This is a genomic window from Variovorax beijingensis (assembly GCF_003951285.1).
Classification (GTDB): Bacteria; Pseudomonadota; Gammaproteobacteria; order Burkholderiales; family Burkholderiaceae_C; genus Variovorax; species Variovorax beijingensis.
In genome coordinates, this window is sequence record NZ_RXFQ01000025.1 from 45,630 (window position 1) to 64,216 (window position 18,587).

The 18,587-nt window shown below is 67.5% G+C and carries 20 protein-coding genes; 5 read left to right on the forward strand and 15 right to left on the reverse strand.

Features of this window, described 5'->3' with window-relative positions:
• Positions 1 to 74: 74 nt before the first annotated feature.
• Positions 75 to 1,478 carry an aspartate aminotransferase family protein gene (locus EJO66_RS29315; RefSeq protein ID WP_125966856.1) on the forward strand — a complete coding sequence of 468 codons (1,404 nt, stop codon included), beginning with the start codon at positions 75 to 77 and terminating at the stop codon, positions 1,476 to 1,478.
• A gap of 72 nt (positions 1,479 to 1,550) precedes the next feature.
• Complete coding sequence (locus EJO66_RS29320; protein ID WP_015865681.1) at positions 1,551 to 2,045, forward strand: Lrp/AsnC family transcriptional regulator; 495 nt, start codon at positions 1,551 to 1,553, stop codon at positions 2,043 to 2,045.
• A gap of 73 nt (positions 2,046 to 2,118) precedes the next feature.
• Here EJO66_RS29320 and EJO66_RS29325 read toward each other — a convergent pair whose 3' ends face one another.
• The 3 genes from EJO66_RS29325 to EJO66_RS29335 are packed head-to-tail and all read right to left on the reverse strand — an operon-like array spanning position 2,119 to position 6,034.
• Positions 2,119 to 3,567: an MFS transporter gene (locus EJO66_RS29325; protein WP_124960849.1), complete on the reverse strand. Its 1,449-nt coding sequence runs from the start codon at positions 3,565 to 3,567 to the stop codon at positions 2,119 to 2,121.
• A gap of 7 nt (positions 3,568 to 3,574) precedes the next feature.
• Positions 3,575 to 4,540 carry a tripartite tricarboxylate transporter substrate-binding protein gene (locus EJO66_RS29330; protein WP_124960850.1) on the reverse strand — a complete coding sequence of 322 codons (966 nt, stop codon included), beginning with the start codon at positions 4,538 to 4,540 and terminating at the stop codon, positions 3,575 to 3,577.
• 42 nt (positions 4,541 to 4,582) lie between these two features.
• Positions 4,583 to 6,034: an amidase gene (locus EJO66_RS29335; protein WP_240648877.1), complete on the reverse strand. Its 1,452-nt coding sequence runs from the start codon at positions 6,032 to 6,034 to the stop codon at positions 4,583 to 4,585.
• Between the two features lie 69 nt (positions 6,035 to 6,103).
• Between EJO66_RS29335 and EJO66_RS29340 the strand changes: the two genes are divergently transcribed.
• Positions 6,104 to 7,003: a LysR family transcriptional regulator gene (locus tag EJO66_RS29340; RefSeq protein ID WP_125966857.1), complete on the forward strand. Its 900-nt coding sequence runs from the start codon at positions 6,104 to 6,106 to the stop codon at positions 7,001 to 7,003.
• A gap of 166 nt (positions 7,004 to 7,169) precedes the next feature.
• On the opposite strand, the gene EJO66_RS29345 is transcribed toward EJO66_RS29340, so the two are convergent.
• The 5 genes from EJO66_RS29345 to EJO66_RS29365 form a co-directional block, all read right to left on the reverse strand.
• The gene (locus EJO66_RS29345; protein ID WP_125966858.1) at positions 7,170 to 7,979 is read right to left on the reverse strand and encodes a hypothetical protein; all 810 of its coding nucleotides are present in this window, start codon (positions 7,977 to 7,979) and stop codon (positions 7,170 to 7,172) included.
• An 11-nt stretch (positions 7,980 to 7,990) separates the two neighbouring features.
• Positions 7,991 to 8,338, reverse strand: coding sequence for a TA system antitoxin ParD family protein (locus tag EJO66_RS29350; protein ID WP_125966859.1), 348 nt, complete (start codon positions 8,336 to 8,338; stop codon positions 7,991 to 7,993).
• 215 nt (positions 8,339 to 8,553) lie between these two features.
• On the reverse strand, positions 8,554 to 9,261 hold the full coding sequence (locus EJO66_RS29355) for an HAD-IA family hydrolase (protein WP_125966860.1): 708 nt from the start codon (positions 9,259 to 9,261) through the stop codon (positions 8,554 to 8,556).
• 206 nt (positions 9,262 to 9,467) lie between these two features.
• Complete coding sequence (locus EJO66_RS29360; protein WP_240648878.1) at positions 9,468 to 10,880, reverse strand: FAD-dependent oxidoreductase; 1,413 nt, start codon at positions 10,878 to 10,880, stop codon at positions 9,468 to 9,470.
• Between the two features lie 31 nt (positions 10,881 to 10,911).
• The gene (locus EJO66_RS29365) at positions 10,912 to 11,901 is read right to left on the reverse strand and encodes a Bug family tripartite tricarboxylate transporter substrate binding protein (protein ID WP_125966862.1); all 990 of its coding nucleotides are present in this window, start codon (positions 11,899 to 11,901) and stop codon (positions 10,912 to 10,914) included.
• A gap of 145 nt (positions 11,902 to 12,046) precedes the next feature.
• Between EJO66_RS29365 and EJO66_RS29370 the strand changes: the two genes are divergently transcribed.
• Entirely contained in the window at positions 12,047 to 12,994 is a 948-nt protein-coding gene (locus EJO66_RS29370; protein WP_125966863.1) for a LysR family transcriptional regulator, read from the forward strand.
• Here the strand turns inward: EJO66_RS29370 and EJO66_RS29375 are convergent.
• Positions 12,951 to 13,358: a RidA family protein gene (locus tag EJO66_RS29375; RefSeq protein WP_125966864.1), complete on the reverse strand. Its 408-nt coding sequence runs from the start codon at positions 13,356 to 13,358 to the stop codon at positions 12,951 to 12,953. The genes EJO66_RS29370 and EJO66_RS29375 overlap by 44 nt on opposite strands.
• A 129-nt stretch (positions 13,359 to 13,487) precedes the next feature.
• Between EJO66_RS29375 and EJO66_RS29380 the strand changes: the two genes are divergently transcribed.
• The gene (locus EJO66_RS29380; protein ID WP_125966865.1) at positions 13,488 to 14,456 is read left to right on the forward strand and encodes a LysR family transcriptional regulator; all 969 of its coding nucleotides are present in this window, start codon (positions 13,488 to 13,490) and stop codon (positions 14,454 to 14,456) included.
• Here EJO66_RS29380 and EJO66_RS29385 read toward each other — a convergent pair.
• The 6 genes from EJO66_RS29385 to EJO66_RS29410 all read right to left on the reverse strand — a co-directional run bounded on the left by EJO66_RS29385 (position 14,451) and on the right by EJO66_RS29410 (position 18,487).
• The gene (locus EJO66_RS29385) at positions 14,451 to 15,125 is read right to left on the reverse strand and encodes an aspartate/glutamate racemase family protein (RefSeq protein ID WP_124960854.1); all 675 of its coding nucleotides are present in this window, start codon (positions 15,123 to 15,125) and stop codon (positions 14,451 to 14,453) included. The genes EJO66_RS29380 and EJO66_RS29385 overlap by 6 nt on opposite strands.
• A 12-nt stretch (positions 15,126 to 15,137) precedes the next feature.
• Complete coding sequence (locus EJO66_RS29390; RefSeq protein ID WP_124960855.1) at positions 15,138 to 15,599, reverse strand: Lrp/AsnC family transcriptional regulator; 462 nt, start codon at positions 15,597 to 15,599, stop codon at positions 15,138 to 15,140.
• Between the two features lie 68 nt (positions 15,600 to 15,667).
• On the reverse strand, positions 15,668 to 16,048 hold the full coding sequence (locus EJO66_RS29395; protein WP_125966866.1) for a GFA family protein: 381 nt from the start codon (positions 16,046 to 16,048) through the stop codon (positions 15,668 to 15,670).
• A complete protein-coding gene (locus EJO66_RS29400; protein WP_125966867.1) occupies positions 16,048 to 16,848 on the reverse strand; it encodes an amino acid ABC transporter ATP-binding protein in 801 nt (266 codons plus the stop codon). Before EJO66_RS29400 ends, EJO66_RS29395 begins: the two co-directional genes overlap by 1 nt.
• A 1-nt stretch (position 16,849) precedes the next feature.
• Positions 16,850 to 17,644, reverse strand: a complete 795-nt coding sequence (locus EJO66_RS29405; RefSeq protein WP_125966868.1) for an amino acid ABC transporter permease — start codon at positions 17,642 to 17,644, stop codon at positions 16,850 to 16,852.
• Between the two features lie 9 nt (positions 17,645 to 17,653).
• On the reverse strand, positions 17,654 to 18,487 hold the full coding sequence (locus EJO66_RS29410) for a transporter substrate-binding domain-containing protein (protein WP_125966869.1): 834 nt from the start codon (positions 18,485 to 18,487) through the stop codon (positions 17,654 to 17,656).
• Positions 18,488 to 18,587: the final 100 nt, after the last annotated feature.

Consider the following 18,587-nt stretch of genomic DNA (forward strand, 5'->3'; position numbering starts at 1 on the left):
CCTCAATGCAGCACCCGCGCAAGGGGCGTGCGGCCTAAGCTTTTGGACATCCAAAGGCCCGACCTCCGCCCACCATGACACACCCCACCGCATTGCCGCACCACGCCACGCTCGACGCCATCGACCGTGCCCACCTCATCCACCCCGTCTCGCCCTGGCGCACGCACGAGCAGCGCGGCCCCACCGTGCTGGCCTCGGCCCGCGGCGCATGGCTGACCGATGCGAACGGACATGAACTGCTCGACGCCTTCGCGGGCCTGTGGTGCGTGAACGTGGGCTACGGCCAGGAGAGCGTGGTGCAGGCCGCGGCCGAGCAGATGCGGCGCCTGCCGTACGCCACCGGCTACTTCCACTTCAGCAGCGAGCCGGCCATCCGCCTCGCGCAAAAGCTGGTGCAGATCGCGCCCGCATCGCTGACGCGCGTGTACCTCACGCTCGGCGGCTCGGAGGCGGTCGATGCTGCCGTGCGCTTCATCGTGCAGTACTACAACGCCATCGGCAAACCGTCGAAGAAGCAGTTCATCGCACTGGAGCGCGGCTACCACGGCTCTTCGTCGACCGGCGCGGGCCTCACGGCCTTGCCCGTTTTCCATCGCGGCTTCGACCTGCCGCTGCCCACGCAGCACTACATCCCGTCGCCCAACCCGTACCGCCACGCGGACGGCGCCGATCCGCAGGCCCTGATCGCCGCGTCGGTGGCCTCGCTGCGCGCCAAGGTGGCCGAGCTCGGCGCGGACAACGTGGCCGCCTTCTTCTGCGAGCCGATCCAGGGCTCGGGCGGCGTGATCGTGCCGCCCAAGGGCTGGTTGAAAGCCATGCGCGATGCCGCACGCGAGCTCGACATCCTGTTCGTCGTCGACGAGGTCATCACCGGCTTCGGCCGCACCGGCCCCATATTCGCCTGCGAGGCCGAAGGCGTGGAGCCCGACCTGATGACCATGGCCAAGGGCCTGACCTCGGGCTACGTGCCGATGGGCGCGACCATGATGTCCGAGAAGGTCTATGCCGGCATCGCCGACGGCGCGCCGGCGGGCGTGCCGGTCGGCCATGGCGCCACCTATTCGGCCCATCCGGTGAGCGCCGCGGTCGCGCTCGAGGTGCTGCGCCTGTACGAAGAGGGCGGGGTGCTCGCCAACGGCCGGCGCGGCGCGGCGCATTTCGCGGCCGGCCTCGATGCGCTGCGCGCGCATCCGCTGGTGGGCGATGCGCGCCACCGCGGCCTGCTCGGTGCGCTGGAGCTGGTGAGCGACAAGCAAGGCAAGCGCGGCTTCGATCCGGCGCTGGGCCTCGCGGACCGCATCTTTGCCGCGGGGTACCGCAACGGCCTGGTGTTCCGCTCCTTCGGCGACCACATCCTGGGCTTTGCGCCGGCGCTCACCTTCACCGAGGACGAGTTCGCCCAGATGTTCGCGCGCCTGAAGAAAACGCTCGACGAGGTGCTGGACGCCGCCGACGTGCGCGCGGCGCTGGCGGCCTGAGCGGGAAAGCACTACTCCGGCAGCGCGCCGGCAAAGCAGAATCGGATCCTCTTTCGTTTTTTCAGGATGGCCATGTCTGAAGCTTTCAAGATCGACCGACTCGACCTGCGCATCCTGGCCCAGCTGCAGCAGAACGGGCGCATGACCAACGTCGATCTCGCGGATGCGGTCGGCCTGTCGCCCAGCCCCTGCCTGATCCGCGTCAAGCGCCTGGAGCAGGCCGGCTACATCGCCGGCTACGGCGCGCACCTGCGGCTCGAGAAGCTCGGCGACACGCTCACCGTGTTCACCGAGGTCACGCTGCAGGACCACCACCGCGAGGACTTCGTGCGCTTCGAGGCCGCGATCCGCGAGGTCGACGAGGTGCTCGAGTGCCACCTGGTGAGCGGCGGCTACGACTACCTGCTGCGCTTTCTGACGCGCGGCGTCAACCACTACCAGGAAGTGATCGAGGAACTGCTCGAACGCAACATCGGCATCTCCAAGTACTTCAGCTACATCGTCATCAAGTCGCCGTTCATCAAGACGCATTGCCCGATCGAACGGCTGTTTCCCCATCCGCGCTGACTCGGGGTCGAGGATCTGCTCGCAGAGCCGGAGAAGGGCGCAGCGCGCCGTCGATGCCGTCCTGCCGCCGTGTTCATTGTGCGGATTGCAGCCGGCCGGCTCGGTACCGGTTGTTCGCGATCAGCGCCGCGCCGGCAAGGCAAAGGACCGCCAGCACAACCAGCGCCTGACTGGCGCCCTGGGTAAAGGTCGCCACATCCGCGTTCGAAAGCCCTGCGCCGCCGCCGCCCAGGATCAGGCGCTGCGAGCCGGACGGAAGCTGCGCCATCGCCACGCTCAGCGTCAGCGCGGTGCCGATCATGATGCCGGTGTTCTGCAGCGTCGACCGGACGCCGTTGGCGATGCCCCGGCGCCGCGGCGCCACGCTCTGGAGGATCGATGTGTTGTTCGGCGTCACGAAGCTCCCGATGCCCAGGCCGAGCACCCAGAGGCACAGCGACAGCTGCACGGCGCCGATCGCCGGCTGCAGCAGGGCGGCCAGCAGCGCCAGGGCGCATCCCGCGAGCAGCATGCCGGCCACGCAGATGGACTCGGGCCTGAAGCGCCGCGTCAGGGCACCCGCCAGTGGCGCAGCCATCAGCATGCCGAATGCCACCGGTGCGATGCGCAGGCCCGCCTGCGACGGCTGCAGGCCTGCGCAGGCCTGCAGGTACAAGGCCACGAGCAGCAGGGGTGCCGCCTGCGTCATCGACAGCAGCAGGATGCCCGCGTAAGCGCTCCGGCGTCCCGGGTCGCCGAACAGCGACGGGTCGACCAGCGGGCTGGCCACGCGCATCTGAACGCCGCAGAAGAGGGCGATGGCGCACAGCCCCGCAAGCATGAAGGCCCACACCGGCGTGCTGGTCCATCCGCGGGTGCCGGCCATCGAGAGGGCATAGGTCACGCATCCGATGCCGACGAGGGACAGCGCCGCGCCTGCGAGGTCGAAGCGTTCGGCCCCGGCGGCCGCACTGCGGGGCAGCACATTCCAGGACCACGCCAGCACGCCAAGCCCGATCGGCACGTTGAGCATGAAAAGAACGCGCCAGCCCCACCACGACACGACGAAGCCGCCCGCCAGCGGGCCCACGACCTGGGCCAGCGCCGCAACCATGGCGAGCACGCCGAGCGCCAGCCCCATCCTGCGGCGGCCGAAGGCATCGCCCACCAAGGCGCTGGCGTTGGCCATGACGCCGGCCGCGCCGACAGCCTGGGCGATGCGGCTCGCCAGCATCAGTTCGGCGGTGGGTGCGAGGGCGCATGCCGCGCAGGCGGCCACGAAGAGCCACAGCCCCGCGAGGAAGAGCCGGCGCCGTCCCCAGAGATCGGCCAGGCGTCCGAAGCTGAGGATGCAGACGGTGCTGACCAGCATGTAGGACAGCAGGATCCAGCTCGCCTGCGTCGGCGAAGCGTGCAGGCTCCGCGCCACGGCCGGCAGCGCGACATTGAGTGCGCTGAGATTGAGAAAGCACAGCAGCGCGCCCGAACTCGCGGCAACGAGCACCGCCCAGTCGGCCCTGCCGGCGTCGTCGTCGTCGGCCATCGTCGATTCAGTCTTCGCTCCTGAACCCCGAGGCCTTCACGATGGGGCGCCAGTACGCGCGGTCCTCGTTCATGATCCGCGTCACTTCCGCGCCGGGGAGCCCCGTCGGCTCCAGGCCCATGCGATCGACTTGTGCGCGCACCTGCGGATTGCGCATGGCGGCGAGCAGGGCCGCCTCCAGCTTGGCGGCCACGTCCTTCGGCGTCCCTGCCGGCACGAAAGCGGCATAGGCGGCGTTGGCGCGGTCGAAGGCGTCGTAGCCCGACTCCTTGATCGTCGGAACGTCGGGCAGCCAGCTCAGCCGCCGGGTGCCCGCAACGCCCAGCACCCGCAGCTTGCCCGCGCGGTGGAGTTCGAGCTGGCTGGCGAGTGCGTCGGCGCTGAGCGGTACGTGGCCTCCGACGATGTCGGTCGCGAGCGGCGCGCCGCCCTTGTAGGTGACCGGCGCGAGCGGCACGCCGATGGCCTTGGACAGCTGCAGCACGCTGAAGTGCAGTCCGCCTCCGAGGTTGGTCAGCCCCACGCTGGCGCCGGCGGGGTTCTTCCTCACCCATGCGACGTATTCGGGAACCGTCTTGAACGGCTGGTCTGCGCCGGCGGAAAGGACACTGGGCACGATCGCCAGGTGCGCGACCGGGATGAAGTCCTTGTCGACGTCGTAGTTCAGCCGCGCATAGGTCATCGGAAAGAGGACGAAGGGCGGCGTCGAGCCCAGCAGGATGGTGCGGCCGTCGGGCCGTGCGGCCTTGACGGCCTCGATGGAAATGCGCGTCGAGGCGCCGGGCCGGTTCTCCACCAGCACGGGCTCCTTGAGCGTGGTGCGCAAGTCCTCGGCCAGCGAACGCGCCAGGCTGTCGAGCGCGCCGCCGGGCGGAAAGCCGATGACCAGCCGGATGGGCGCATCGGCATGCGCGGCGGCGCCGATCAGGGTGATCGACGCAGCGAGAAGGAGTGTCTTGAGGAAAGAGGCCATGGTGGGTACCTGCTGGGTTGAGAACGAAACGGAGGGGCGGACTCAGAAAGCGAGGGTGGGCAGCGCGTTCGCCGGCCTGTGCGCGGCTTCGAAGAACGACGCGGCCTGCAGCAGCTGCAGGTCCTCGCGGAACCGGCCGACGAGCTGCATGCCGATGGGCAGGCCGTCGCGGCCCGCGCCGCACGGCAGGCTGATGGCGGGGTGGCCCGTGAGGTTGAAGGGCATCGTCCACGGAAACCAGTTCGCCCGCACTTCGGCATGCGCCTCGCCGTCGATCTCGATGCTGCCGAACAGGTCCTGGTCGATCGGCAGCGCCGTGCGCGAGAGCGTCGGCGTGAAGATGAAGTCGTGGCTCTCCAGCTGGGCCTGGACCCTGCGGAAGAGCGCGGTCCTGGCGAACATGGCCTGCTGGAAGGCGACTCCGTCGACGTGCTCCGCGAGCGCGAGCTGTTGCAGCAAGGACGGGCTCAGCTGGTCGGCATGCGCCGCGGCCAGCGGCGCGAAGCGGCCGCGCCAGCTGGTGTGGTTGATCACCCGCCACACCGGCTCGACGTCGTAGCCGTCGCCGGGCAGCTGCTCGAGCTGCGCGCCCATCGAACGCAAGGTGGCAAGGGCGGCTTCGAAGGCGGCGGCGACGTCGGCGGAGATCGGGCGTCCCGCGGGTGTTGCGCAATAAAGAATCCGCTTGCCGCGCAGATCGCCGCCGGGCCGCAGCGCGTCGAAGTAAGGCTGCGCCGGCACACCCAGTGACCAGGGGTCGGACCCGTGGGCGCCAGTCATGGCCTGCAGCATGAGCGCGGTGTCGGCCACGTTGCGCGTGGTGGGCGTCACGTAGGTGTAGTTGCCGAATGCGTCCTGCACCTGGCTGTGGGGCACCACGCCCAGGCTCTGCTTCAGGCCGACCACGCCGTTGCAGGCGGCGGGAATGCGGGTCGAGCCGCCACCGTCGGTGGCAATGGCCAGCGGCGCGATGCCCGCCGCAATCGATGCGGCCGCCCCGCCGCTCGAGCCGCCGCTCGTGCGCGTCGCATCCCATGCGTTGCGGGTGCTTCCGAACAGGGGCGCGTCGGTCAGGCACTTGGCGCCGAACTCGGAGGTGGTCGTCTTGCCGATGAGGATGGCGCCGGCCTGGCGCATGCGCGCCACGGCGACGGCATCCTGCGTGGGGACGTGGTCGCGATGCAGCAGGGAACCGTAGGTCGTTCTCACGTTCGCGGTGTCCACGATGTCCTTCACGGTGAAGGGCAGGCCGTGCAGAAGGCCCAGCGGCTCGCCCCTCATCACGGCGCTTTCCGCCTCGCGGGCCTGCGCCATCGCCTGCTCGTGGCACAGCGTGATGAAGCAGTTCAGGTGCGGCTGGACGGCGTCGGCGCGGCGCAATACCTCTTCGACGATCTCCACCGGCGAGAGCTTTCGCTGCGCGACGAGCGTGCGCAGCGCCACGGCGGACATCTCGCAGATTTCGGACTTCGGAAGACGCGGAAACTTTTTCATGCGCAAATGATTGATGCGCGGCAACATCGAGTCCAATACTGTTTTCTTGAAAAGGCATACGATCAGCGTATGGCAGCACCGGACTTCAGAACGCTTCGCTACTTCGTGGCCGTGGCCGAGGAACGCAGCGTGGGCAAGGCGGCACGCCGGCTCAACATGGCCCAGCCGCCGCTGTCGGTCCACATCAAGAACCTGGAGGCGGCGGTGGGCACGCCGCTGTTCCGCAGGGCGGCGCGCGGCATGGAAATCACCGACGCCGGCAATGCGCTCTTCCAGCGTGCGAAGGAGGCACTGCTGCTTGCCAACGAAGGCTTCGACGCGGCACGGGCGATCGGCTCAGGCAGCAGGGGCCGGCTCACGGTCGGAACCATGGTCGTGCTGTCCTACCTGGTGCTTCCTCGCCTGGAAAACACGCTTCGGGCCAAGCTGCCGGACGTGGAGATCCAGTATGTGGAGTTGAATGCCGCCAACAACGTCTCGGCCCTCGCCGATTCGCAGGTGTCGGTGGCGATCTGCATCCCGCCCATCGCCCACGCGGGCATTGCGGCCGAACGCATCGGAACCCAGCCGCTGATGCTGGCCGTGCGTGCGGATTCGCCGCTGGCCCGCATGTCCAGCATCCCGATGGAGCGGCTGTCAGGCATGCCCTTGATCGGCCTGCCCGTGCCCGATGGAGACGTCGACAAATCCGTCATTGCCTCGATGCTTCGGCGGCACGATGTCAGCATGCCGGTCGCGCAGCGGGTCGAGACCATGGTGTCGGCATTGGCGCTCGTCCTCGCAGGCAGGGGCGTGGCCATCCTGCCCGCCTGCGCCCGGATCGGCCGGCCCCCGGGCGTGGTGTTCAGGGCGCTGCGGAACGCCGATGCAAGGATGGACATCGCCGCCTGTTGGCGCAGCGATTGGGAGAGTCCCCTGATCGAGCCCTTCCTGGCCTGCGCGCGCGCCTCGCTGCGGCAAGCGGTCTAGGAGTCTGCGCGGCAGATTTTCTGCGCCGCTGGGACCCCCTGGGCTGTTCTCGAACGACCACAAGAGCGCCTATTCGGCCTGCCGCAGGCGGGCGGATTCACCCCCGGCCACGGGCCTCATCTGGCCATCAAGGCGCTCATGCGCCGCAGGACTGCATGCTTCCCCATTAGCGCGGCGCCGACGGAGGAGGATGCCCAGATTCGCGCGGGGCTTGCCTCTCGACCTTCGCTTTCTGAACAAGATCGAGTTGCTTGGTGTGCGCCGGCGAGAGCGATTTCAGGAGCTCCACATCCACAGCGCCCAGAATCTCGATGTGGCGCTCTGACAGAAGGCGCCGCCCGACGCCACTGCGCGCCAGCGTGTAGATCCGCCGGATCTTGCCGCCAAGCCCCTTAGAGGACTCCGGGTCCTGGGCGATGCGACGTAGAGCCTCACTGGCCACTCGGATCGCCCACTCCACCTGCGTGAGCATGTGTGGGCCTTTCTCTTCGAGCAGACCCACCGCGTTTTGCACGCGGGACTCAAGAACGTCGAGTGGGTCCATCACACGAATGAAACGGCCTGGACGCCATTCAGCCTCTACGCTGTCCGCGATAACCCTTTTGGTAAAGAGCGTCGACTTCTTTGGGTTGGCGCCAGCATAGAGCGTGTGCAAGACGTCAATGTTGCGTTCCTTGCCTCCTGCCGTGGGGATTCGCAGTTGCGCGACGATCGCCGTCATGCTGCTTTTCTTCGGCAGCACGACGCGGGCTGTGATTGTCTGAGCGAGGTCCATCGCTCGCGCCACCTTGCCGAGTGCGTCACCATCATTCGAAATGGCAGCGCCTTCCGCCTCGATGCCGAATCGATCCATCCAGAAGGCGAGTGCTTGCCCGCCAACAAGGACCATGTCAGTGCCCATGTTGGATAGGAAGAGATCGATCGTCTCTTTGTCGAGGGGACTGTCGTCGGGAGGAAGCACAGGCTCGGTGGCCATGAATACGTTCCTCAGTACGGAGAGTTCGCGAGCTTGACGCTGCGCGCACGGCCGTCCGAGAACCAACTCAGTTGCGCTTGCGTGACACGGCCGCTGCGCGCATTGGCCAGGTCCGTCGACTGGCGCTCACGTTTGAAGGCCCAGAGGTCGAAATCGCCGGCAGCCTTGGCCGCCACCCCCTCGGTGTGTCGTTTCAGGAGCAGTGCAACCTCAGGCACCGTCAGGCCGCACGCTTCAAGGGCTGACCCGATGCGGGCCCAATGCTCAATCTGCTGAGCAGCCGAGCGCGACATCAAGTCACCCTGCTCGCGGGCGATGCTGAAGAGTTCGGCGCCAACACGGATGGAGTTCGAAGACATCGAGGATGTCGCGTTTTGTGGCAATTTACCACGGGCATGAGCCTGCGCTTATCAAAGGGGCTTTGCTCGACCGAGTACCGAGGGTCTGGAGGCGTGCCCTGACCCCGATCCAGTGGCCAGGTGTGAAGCGTCAAGAGGTTGTTTCTTGGCGAGTTGTGCCTGGACACCCCTGGTCTCGCAGGCCCGCGGCCTGGTGCGGAACGATCCGCACGTGGTCAGCGCGCAGCTACCGCGGCCTCAACAGCATCCGCCAGTTCGGCCAGCGTGTGGAAGTGGTAGTCGGGCTCGGTGCGTTTCGACTCGATGGTGCCGCCGGACCCCTTCTGCGCATGGCGGCGCTCGATCCAGCAGGTGGTGATGCCCAGCTGTTTGGCGATGCCGATGTCGTGGTATTGGCTTTGCGCCACGTGCAGGTTGTCGGCCTGCCTGAAGCCCCAGGCGCCCTCGAAGCGGCCGCGCGCGTACGCGAAGTAGCGCGCGTCGGGCTTTTCGCACAGCGCATCGTCGCAGCTGAGCAGCATGTCGAAGGGTGAGCCCAGCGTCTTGTCGAAATGGGCCAGCGCCCATTGCTGTGCATTGGTCATCGTCACCAGCTTGAAGCGCTTGCGCAGCCGCTTCAGTGCCTCCACCGAGTCCGGGAAGGGCGGCCATTGCGCCACCGAATCGCGCAGGCCGCGGGCCAGCGCATCGCTGTCAGGCAGGCCCAGCGCGGGCGCGATGGCGTGCCAGCAGCGCTCCAGGTCGTCGGGATACCAGCCGGCGTGGCCGTCGGCACGGGCTTGGCGGTAGGCGCCCAGGAACTCGTCGTCGCTCACGCGCGCATCGGGCACTGCCGAACGCAGGTAGGCGAGCATGCCTCCCTCGAAATCGATCAACGTGCCGACGACGTCGAAGGTGAGAACCTTGAAATCCTGCAGGGACATGGGAACAGCTCCAATCGAAATGGAAAAGGCGCGGGTGCCGCAGCCGCGAAGAGACGACAGGGGTCGTTCACCACGAGCATAGAAGCCTCGCTGTTCCTTTTCAGATCGAAGTGGGCACGTGAATCGGCATGGGATTCCGCAATCGGCACCGTGGCGGCATCTTGTTTCGCCGTGGCCGGTGCCCGCGTTCCGCACCGGGCAGCCGCTCAGCGCGTCATCGTTCTCGCCAGCGTCTTCTGCGGCAGGTAGGCGCCGTGCTCCCGGAGCTTTTCGACCAGCACCTGCGTGTCGAGGTCGCAGGCCGGCTCGCCGCTCGCGACCGACTGCGCTGCGGCAGTGCCCACGGCCTGTCCCATCATGTAGGCGGCCGATTGCGCGCGGATCGACCCATGCACCTTGGTATCGCTCGAGTGGCAGCGCCCCGCCACCCACAGGTTCTGCGAGCCGCGCGGCACCAGGATGCTGTACGGAATGCCCACGCTGTTGCCGCGGCCCAGGTTGTCCTTGCCGTCGAAGTCGCGCAGGAAGCGTTCGTACTCGGCCTTGGAGGTATCGGTGGGATGGACGTCCGTGGGCCGGTTGTAGACCGCGATCTGGTCGGGAAACTGCCGCCGGTTGCGAAAGTCCTCGATGCCCAGCTCGAACTCGCCGACGATGCGCCGCGAATCGCGCACGCCCATCACCGGCGCGGTGGCCAGCAGCTCGAGATCGGCGCAGCCGGGCACGTACTTGCGAAAGAACTCCAGATATTCCACCGCCAGCTTGCGTCCGAAAACCATGCCGTCCGACAGGCTGCGGTTGGACAGCGGATTCAGGTTGAACACGTGGCCCGCATTCAGGCTGGCCGTGCGCTCGCCGATCTTGTTCATGCCCGGCATGAAGAGGTCGGCCTGCGTGAAGTGGCCATCCGCGATGGCCCGTTCCAGCAGCTCGGTCTTGGTGCGGGCCTTGGCCGCGTCGATGCCGCGCCAGTCGTCGCCGTAGGCCGGATCGTCCCAGCGCATGCCGCCGAAGAGCGAGCACAGCGTGCTCGGCGCGACGGTGTCCGTGTCGCGCAGCACGACCTTGCATTCGGCGCCCGCGAGCGCGGCCAGCGCTGCGTCGCCGGTTGCGTCCACGAAGGTCCGCGCCTTGACGTAGCGCAGGCCCTCGACGTTGCTGAGCACCACGCCGCGCACGCGTCCGTCCTGCACGTCCGCTTCGATCAGCCGCGTGAAGAAGCGCAGCTCGACACCGGCCGCGACGGCGAAATCGTCAAGGATGCGCTTCAGATGCTCGGGCTTGAAGGGCACCCAGCGATTGAGCTGGCCGTCCAGGAATTCGCGAACCACGTGCGGGCCGAAAGCCTTCTGGCGCCACATCGTCTCCAGCAGCTCCTTCATGAAGCCGCCGACCAGCATGCGCTCGCCATCGGACACCGGGCCGAAGGACGCGACCAGGCCCGACGTGCCCATGCCGCCCAGGCAGCCGGTGGCCTCGACCAGCAGGGTCTTCAGGCCGAGCCGGGCCGCGCACACGGCCGCGGCCGTTCCGGCGGGGCCGCCGCCGGCCACCACCAGGTCGTAGCTTTCGTCCACGGGGATGGTGCGGCTGAAGGAATATTCGGACGGAGAGGTCATGGGCTGGGTCATCGCTGGAGGTTCTGCCGGTTCAGGTGGATGGCTTGTTGAGCGGCTTGGTGATCTCGGAAAAGCGCCGCATCTCGGACTGGATGAAGGCCTGGAACTCGTCCGGCCCTTGCGGCCTGACCTCGATGCCCATGTCGGCCATCGCCTTGGCCACGTCGGCGGTCGCCAGCACGGCCAGGATGTCGTCGGCCAGCCTGGCCATCACGGCACGCGGCACGCCCGCCGGCGCGGCAAAGCCGGCCCAGTTCACGGCGTCGAAGCCCGGCAGCGTCTCGGAGATGGCGGGCCACTGCGGATAGAGTGGGCTGCGTTCCTTGCTGGTCACGCCCAGCACCTTGAGCTGTCCCGACCGGATGAAGCTTTCCGCGGAAGAGGCCACCGAAAAGCCGAGCGGGATCTGCTTGCCGATCATGTCGGTGTACATCTTGGCCGCGCCGTTGTAGGGCACGTGCTGAAGCTGGATACCCGCCATGTGGTTGAGCATCTCGCCGGCCAGCTGCGCCGATGTGCCGATGCCGTTCGATGCGAACGAAAGCGCCCCCGGGTTCTTCTTGGCCATGGCGATCAGCTCGCGCACGTTGTTGGCGCCGAAGTCGGCCGGCGCCACGAGCACGATGGTGAAATAGCCGATGCGCGCGATCGACCCGAGATCCCTGGCCGTGTCGTACGGCAGGTCCTTGCGCTGGGCGGCATTGATGCTGAGAGAGCTTCCGAGCAGGGCGAAGGTGTGGCCATCGGGCGCGGCGCGAGCGGTCGCGAGCGTTCCGATCACCACGCCGCCGCCCGGCTTGTTCTCCACCACCACGGACTGCTTCCACCGGGCTTCCAGCGCCTGCGCAAAGATCCGCGCCAGCCGGTCAGCCGCACCGCCCGGGGGCTGCGGAACGATCAGCTTGACGGGCCGGGTCGGAAACTCCTGGGCATAGGCAGCCCGGGTTCCCGCCAGCACGCCCAGCGATGCGGCCTGCAGCAGGCGCCGGCGAGACAGCCGCCCGTACTCGTGTGCATTCATCTTTCTTTGTCTCTGGTCTTGTAGGAGTGACTTCATTGTTGTGAGGCGCGCCCGGCCCCGCAAATGAAAAGAATTGGCGAGGGCTTAACCTTTGGTTATGTGCTGGCCGATTCCTGCCCGGCGCATCCGATGGAGAATTCAAGGCATGAACCTGCGCCACATGGAAGTATTTCGTGCCGTGATGCTCACGGGCGGCGTCGTCGGCGCCGCGGAACTGCTGCATGTTTCGCAGCCGGCCGTGAGCAAGCTGCTCGGGCAGATTGCGCGCCAGACCGGTCTGACCCTGTTCGAGAGGATCAAGGGCCGGCTGATCCCGACCCCCGAGGCCCATCTGCTGCACCAGGAGATCGAGACCCTGTGGCGCGGCGTGGACCGGGTGCGCGACGTCACGCGCAGCCTGGCGCAACCCGACACCGGCATGCTGCGCATCGCGGTGTCCGCCAGCCTTGCGCCTTCCCTGGTGCCGCAGGCCATGGCGCTTCTCCATGCGCAATACCCGCGGCTCAAGTGCCGGGTCGAGGTGCTCGTCGCGCCGATCATGGTCGATGCACTGCTCGATCGCTCGATGGACCTGGCGATCGGCCTGCTGCCCAACGACCATCCGAACCTCATCGTCGTCAAGCGCTACCAGTGCGCGCTCGCCTGCGTCATGCGCAGCGACCATCCCGTCGCCGGGCGCAAGACCGTCCGTCCGGCGGACCTGCGAGGCCACCGCATCATCACGTCCCCCGAAAGCAGCGCCTACGGCCGCAGCCTGCACCGGGCCTACGGCAAGGAAGCCGGGGAGCTCCATCTTGACGTCGAGGTGCGCTCGTCGACGACCGCCTGCTGGTTCGCGCAGGCCGGCGTCGGCATCGCGGTGGTGGACCGCGCCGCCATCGCGGGGCAGACCTTCCATGGCCTCGCGGTGCGGCCCTTCAGCAGCAGCGAGCGGCTCGACATCCACGTCATCCGCAACCGGTATCGCCCGATGTCGGTCGTGCAGCGCGCCTTCTGCGAGGCCTTCGACAAGGTCTGGATTCAGACGCCGGGCTTGGGCGGGCGGTCCGTCAGCCGCCCGCGCGCTCGTCCGGAAGCTTCGCGATCACCTTGATCTCGAACTGGAAGCCGTAGAGCCAGGTCACGCCGATGCCCGTCAGCGTCGGGTGCGGCGCCTCGCCCCAGTACTGCGCGACCACCTTCCAGATGGTTTCGAACTTCGATTCGGGGTCGACGATGAAGACCGTCACGTCGACCACGTCGTCGAAGCTGCAGCCCGCCGCGGCGAGGATTGCGTTGAGGTTGTCGAACGCGAGCCGCACCTGCGCCTCCAGGTCGGGCTCCGGCGAGCCGTCGGGCCGGCTGCCGACCTGCCCCGACACGAACAGAAAGCCATTGGAGCGGATGGCGGGCGAATAGCGGTTGCGCTCGTAGAGCGCCTGGCGGCCGGCGGGAAAGACAACGTTGCGTGCGGACATGGATCGGCTTTCTTTCCTGGAAAGGGAGGTTGCGATCGGTGGACTCTAGGAGCGCGCGGCCAATCGATAAACAGGCAGGACGCACAATGACTGTTTGCCCAGCCCAAACAATCGACCCGAGGCACAGAGATGGACCGATTCGATGCGCTGCAGGCCTTCGCCCGCGTGGTGGAGGCCGGCAGCTTCACCAAGGCGGCGCAGACGCTCCACATGAGCAAGACCACCGTGACCCAGTTGGTCCAGCAACTGGAGGCGCGGCTGCGCGTGAGGCTCCTGAACCGCACGACGCGCCAGGTCAAGGTCACGGCCGATGGCGCCGCCTACTACGACCGCGTGGTGCGGCTGCTCGCCGACCTGGAGGATGCGGACGCCAGCCTGTCCGGCGCCTCGGCCTCGCCGAGGGGGCGCCTGCGCGTGGACGTGCCCACCCCGTTCGCCCGCATGATCCTGGTGCCCGCATTGCCGGCGTTCCATGCGCGCCATCCCGAGATCCAGCTCGACCTTGGCGTGAGCGACCGGATGGTCGACCTGATCGGCGACAACGTCGATTGCGTGCTGCGCGGCGGCGAGCTCACCGATTCGTCTCTGACGGCGCGCCGCGTGGGCGAGCTGCGGCTCGGCGTCTATGCGGCGCCGTGCTACCTGGAACGCGCCGGCACGCCTGCGCACCCGAGCGAGCTCGAAGGCACCCACCACCGCATCGTGGGCTACCTGAGCGCGCGCAGCGGCAAGGTCGTGGCGCTGCGCATGCAGCGCGGCGGCGAGCACATCGAACTGCAGGGCCGCCACGTGGTCGCGGTCGACGACGGCAATGCCTACCTCGCGGCCGGCGTGGCGGGCATGGGCGTTCTCTGGCTGCCGCACTACATGGCCGCGCCCCATGTGGCCCAGGGCGAGCTGGTGCCGCTGTTCGAGGGCTGGCAATTCGGCGCGATGCCGATGTACGTGGTGTTTCCGCCGAACCGGCACGTCAGCGCGAAGCTGCGGGTGTTCATCGACTGGATCGACGAGCTGATGGCGCGCCATGCGCCGATTGCTGCGTTGGGCGATGCGCGGCGCATCGATGGCCAACCAGAAGGCTTCAGCGGTCGGTCATGAGGCCCTCTCGCGCCACGCCTTGAGGATCAGCGTCTCGATGTCGTGCACTTCGCGTCCGACAGCCGCGGCCACGGCCTCGCGGTACGGCGGCATGTTCGTGCATTCGAGCACGATGCTCTCGATGGAAGGGGAGGCCTGCACCAGGCGCACCGCTGCCTCGACAACATTGCGCTGCGCCTCGGCAAGGTCGAGCACGGTGTCGTTGTCCAGGATGCGGCGATGGAACTCGCAGCCCGGGCGCACGCCCGCGACGGGCGTTCCCGCGGGCACGCCGGCAGCCTGCAGGATCTGCGGCGTCAGCGATTGCGCATCGAAAGTGACGATGCCCGGATGGGTGCAGTGCCGCACCTGCAGCAGGCTCGAGGCCAGCACCGGCACGGGAACTGCCCGCGAGAGCACGTCCTGGTAGGCGGCCAGGAAGCCGCAGCTGGTGGTGATCATCGACGCGCCTTCCGCGGCCAGCCGCACTGCGGCGTCGACGAAAGGCTGGACCAGGCGCGGATCGGCTTCTTCGACGATGCGCCTGGGCGATGCACCTTCCACCGTGAGAAAGCGCACCGGGATGCCGGCCCGCGCATAGGTCTGCGCATTGCCGACATCGCCCGGCGGCCGCGGAAAGCGCGTGTCGAGCATCAGCACACCGAGAAAGCCAGGCGCAACGGCATTCATGCGAGGAAAAACTCAGGAGACCGAGGGAAGGGCGCTGCGCCGGTCGATTTTCCGGCTCAGGACGATGGAGGTCTGCGTCTGTTTGATGCCGTCCAGCTGGCCGAGCTGGTCCAGCAGGACATCGAGCTTTTCCGGTGTGTCGCAGCGCAGGAAGACCATGTAGTCGAACTGGCCGCTCACGGCCGAGAGCTCCTCCACTTCGGGCACGCGCTCGAGCGCCCGGATCACTGCTGGCGCATTCTTGGCATTGACGCTGAGCCCGCAGATCGCGCGAACGGCCGCATGCTCGAGCTTGTGGCCCAGGCGCACGCCATAGCCCGCCACCACGCCTTCGCGCTCGAGCCGCGCGATGCGCGCGACCACGGTGGTGCGCGCGATCTTGAGCTTTCGCGCCAGGTTGGCGGCGGGCTCCCTGGCGTTGGCCTGGAGCAGGCTCAGCAGGTGGCGGTCGAGGTCGTCAAGTCTTCCATCCATCGCGTTGTCTCATGAAGTTCCGGGGTTTGGCCCGCATGCTACGGCACTGCGTGCCCGGGGCTGCAGGATCATGCGTCCCAGCCGCGGCCATCGTGCAGGGAAAGCTCGATGTGCACATCCTGCAGCGCGTCGACGCAATGCAGGTTGACATTGACCTCGTCGGGTGCCGATCGCGGATGGCAGTGCGTATGAATGCCGCATGTCCTGCAGAAGAGATGGCGTGCGCGCATCGTGCCGAAGCGATAGCTCGACAGCTGCTCCGTGCCCGCGAGCAGGCGGAAGTTCCCGGCGGGCACGCGGTGGTGCAGCGCCGCCTTGCGCACGCAATAGCTGCAGTTGCAGCCCACGCCCTTGTGCGACGCCAGCACGAACTCGAGGCGCACCGCGCCGCAGTGGCAGCGCCCTTGCTGCCACGCGCGGGCTTCTGCGGGAGTAGCCTCGCCGCCCACTAGGCGATGACGGCGGCGGCGGGCTCGGGCGTGCCGGCGGACGCCTTGAAGCGGCCGAGGAACGCGCGCGTCGACTCCTGCTGCGGGTTGTCGATGACGATGCCGGGTGGACCGCATTCCGCGACAACGCCGTCGCGCATGAAGATCACCTGGTCCGCCACCTCGCGCGCAAAGCCGATTTCATGGGTGACCAGGATCATGGTCATGCCTTCCTTCGCCAGGCCCTTGATGACGGTCAGCACTTCTCCGACGAGCTCGGGGTCCAGCGCCGAGGTGGCCTCGTCGAAAAGCATGACGCCCGGCTTCATGGCCAGCGCGCGGGCGATGGCCACGCGCTGCTTCTGCCCGCCCGAGAGCTTGTCGGGGTAGTAGTCGGCACGCTCGAGCAGTCCCACCTTCTGCAGCAGCGCCCGGGCCTCGGCCGCTGCCTGGGCCTTGGGCGTCTTGAGCACCGTGACCGGGCCTTCCATGACGTTCTGCAGCGCGGTCATGTGGGGGAACAGGTTGAAGTGCTGGAACACCATCCCGGTGGAGGCGCGGAACTTCGCGAGCTTGCGCTCGCTCGGCAGCGCGGTGTCGCGTCCGCTGAACTGGATCGCCTGATCGCCGACGGCGATGCGTCCGCCGTCCGGAACCGTCAGCAGGTTGATGCAGCGAAGCAGGGTGGATTTGCCGGAACCCGAAGGCCCGATCATCGCGACCACCTGGCCGCGTTCGATCTTCAGCGAGATGTCCTTGAGGACCACGTGGGCGCCGAAGGACTTTCGAAGGCCTGCAATCTCGATCACGGTGGAGGTCATGTCAGGCTTCCTTGGAAACGCCGTACTCCATGCGCTTGGCCCAGATCGTGATGGGCAGCAGCACGGCGAAATACGCGATCGCGATGAAGGTGTAGAGCTCCAGCGGCCGGTAGGTGTCGTGCGCGATCACCTGGCCCTGGTACAGCAGGTCCGGCACGGCCAGCACCGAGAGCAGCGAGGTGTTCTTCAGCTGCATGATCGACTGGCTCATCAACGGCGGCACCATCTTCTTGAACGCCTGCGGCAGCAGGATGCGGCGAAGCAGCTGCAGGCGTGTCATGCCCAGCGCCTTGCCGGCCTCGGTCTGGCCGGATTCGATGGAGATGATCCCGCCGCGCACGATCTCGGAATAGAACGCGCCGCCATAGAGCGTCAGGCAGAGGGTGGCGGCGGCCGCGGCCGAGAGTTCGAGACCGGTGAGAACGGGCAGCGCGTAGTAGAACCACACGAGCTGCACAAGCACCGGCGTGCACCGGAACACCTCGATGTAGGCTCGCAGCGGCGCGGTGATGTACGGGTTGGTGGACAGGCGCCCCAGGCCAGTGACCACGCCCACCAGCAGCCCGAGCACCACGCAGACCACGGTGAAGAGCAGTGTGTAGAGCAGTCCGCTGATGAGGAGTGAGCGGTACTTCCAGAGCACCGCGAAGTCCCAGTCGTAGCCTGCGGAGGCCGCGCTTGCGCCTGCGAAATGCTTGACCAGGGCCCAGGCACCGGCCAGCGCAAGAACCACCATCAGGGCCATGCCCAGGCGAGAGTGCGAGCGGGGCGTCCCCTGCGATTCGGCGTATTCCATGGCCCGGCCTCAGAACTTGATTTCGGAAGGGAAGGCGCTGGCGGGAACGCCGGCGAGTTTTTCCATGTTCTTCAGGATCACGCTGCGGACCTCGCCCTTGGCGCGAACCTCGCCCAGCCAGGCGTTGACGGCCGTCTGCATGGCCGGATCGGCTTCCTTGCGCAGGCCGATGCTCACGGGCGCGGTGTAGATCGGGGTGGGAATCTGCATCACGCCCACGTTGGCGCGCTTGGCCAGCAGCGGCTGCGCCAGCAGGATCACCAGGATCTGGCAGTCGGCGCGGCTGGCCTGCAGCGCGAGCGTTGCGGAGCCCGAGTTCTCCAGCCGCTGGACGTCGGCCTTCGGCAGGATGCGCGTGGCGAGCTGGTCATGGCTCGAGCCCACGTCGACCACGATCTTGTTCTCCGGCGCGTTCAGCTGCTCCCAGGTCTTGGTCGGGAAGCCCTTCTTGCAGACGGCGGTGTAGGTGTTGTCGAACAGGGTGTCGGAGAAGTTCACGACCTCCTTGCGCGCTGGCGTCGGCGCCATGCCGAACATCGCGTCGATCTTGTTCGACTGCAGGTCGAGCACCGCGTTGCCCCAGGTCGTTTCCACGTATTCGACCTTGGCGCCGAACTTCCTGGCCAGGCTCTCCGAGAAGTCGGGCCCGAAGCCTTCCCACTTGCCCGAGACCAGGTCCTTGCTGAAGTACGGAATGGCCCCGGCGATCGCGCCCACCCGCAGGACCTTGGTCCGTTGGACGCGGGTCATCGAGCTTTCCGGCTCCTGGGCGACGCTGAGGGTGAGGATGCATGCGCTCGTCAGCGCGAGGAGGGTGCGAAGGAACGCTCGTTTTGTAGCCATGGGGTCTCCAAGCAAAAAGCTCGCCATTTGTTGAACAGGAAGGAAGGCTTCGACTCGCGAATGAGTCTAGGAGGCATGACAGTCACGAACAATGCGGCAG

Excerpts from the sequence above, each read along its gene's own strand:
- EJO66_RS29320 (WP_015865681.1), top strand. The coding sequence starts at position 1,551 with ATGTCTGAAGCTTTCAAGATCGACCGACTCGACCTGCGCATCCTGGCC.
- EJO66_RS29315 (WP_125966856.1), top strand. The coding sequence starts at position 75 with ATGACACACCCCACCGCATTGCCGCACCACGCCACGCTCGACGCCATC.
- EJO66_RS29340 (WP_125966857.1), top strand. The coding sequence starts at position 6,104 with ATGGCAGCACCGGACTTCAGAACGCTTCGCTACTTCGTGGCCGTGGCC.
- EJO66_RS29365 (WP_125966862.1), bottom strand. The coding sequence starts at position 11,901 with ATGAATGCACACGAGTACGGGCGGCTGTCTCGCCGGCGCCTGCTGCAG.
- EJO66_RS29400 (WP_125966867.1), bottom strand. The coding sequence starts at position 16,848 with ATGACCTCCACCGTGATCGAGATTGCAGGCCTTCGAAAGTCCTTCGGC.
- EJO66_RS29330 (WP_124960850.1), bottom strand. The coding sequence starts at position 4,540 with ATGGCCTCTTTCCTCAAGACACTCCTTCTCGCTGCGTCGATCACCCTG.
- EJO66_RS29385 (WP_124960854.1), bottom strand. The coding sequence starts at position 15,125 with ATGAATGCCGTTGCGCCTGGCTTTCTCGGTGTGCTGATGCTCGACACG.
- EJO66_RS29355 (WP_125966860.1), bottom strand. The coding sequence starts at position 9,261 with ATGTCCCTGCAGGATTTCAAGGTTCTCACCTTCGACGTCGTCGGCACG.
- EJO66_RS29390 (WP_124960855.1), bottom strand. The coding sequence starts at position 15,599 with ATGGATGGAAGACTTGACGACCTCGACCGCCACCTGCTGAGCCTGCTC.
- EJO66_RS29325 (WP_124960849.1), bottom strand. The coding sequence starts at position 3,567 with ATGGCCGACGACGACGACGCCGGCAGGGCCGACTGGGCGGTGCTCGTT.
- EJO66_RS29405 (WP_125966868.1), bottom strand. The coding sequence starts at position 17,644 with ATGGAATACGCCGAATCGCAGGGGACGCCCCGCTCGCACTCTCGCCTG.
- EJO66_RS29335 (WP_240648877.1), bottom strand. The coding sequence starts at position 6,034 with ATGAAAAAGTTTCCGCGTCTTCCGAAGTCCGAAATCTGCGAGATGTCC.
- EJO66_RS29370 (WP_125966863.1), top strand. The coding sequence starts at position 12,047 with ATGAACCTGCGCCACATGGAAGTATTTCGTGCCGTGATGCTCACGGGC.
- EJO66_RS29345 (WP_125966858.1), bottom strand. The coding sequence starts at position 7,979 with ATGGCCACCGAGCCTGTGCTTCCTCCCGACGACAGTCCCCTCGACAAA.
- EJO66_RS29375 (WP_125966864.1), bottom strand. The coding sequence starts at position 13,358 with ATGTCCGCACGCAACGTTGTCTTTCCCGCCGGCCGCCAGGCGCTCTAC.
- EJO66_RS29360 (WP_240648878.1), bottom strand. The coding sequence starts at position 10,880 with ATGACCTCTCCGTCCGAATATTCCTTCAGCCGCACCATCCCCGTGGAC.
- EJO66_RS29380 (WP_125966865.1), top strand. The coding sequence starts at position 13,488 with ATGGACCGATTCGATGCGCTGCAGGCCTTCGCCCGCGTGGTGGAGGCC.
- EJO66_RS29410 (WP_125966869.1), bottom strand. The coding sequence starts at position 18,487 with ATGGCTACAAAACGAGCGTTCCTTCGCACCCTCCTCGCGCTGACGAGC.
- EJO66_RS29350 (WP_125966859.1), bottom strand. The coding sequence starts at position 8,338 with ATGTCTTCGAACTCCATCCGTGTTGGCGCCGAACTCTTCAGCATCGCC.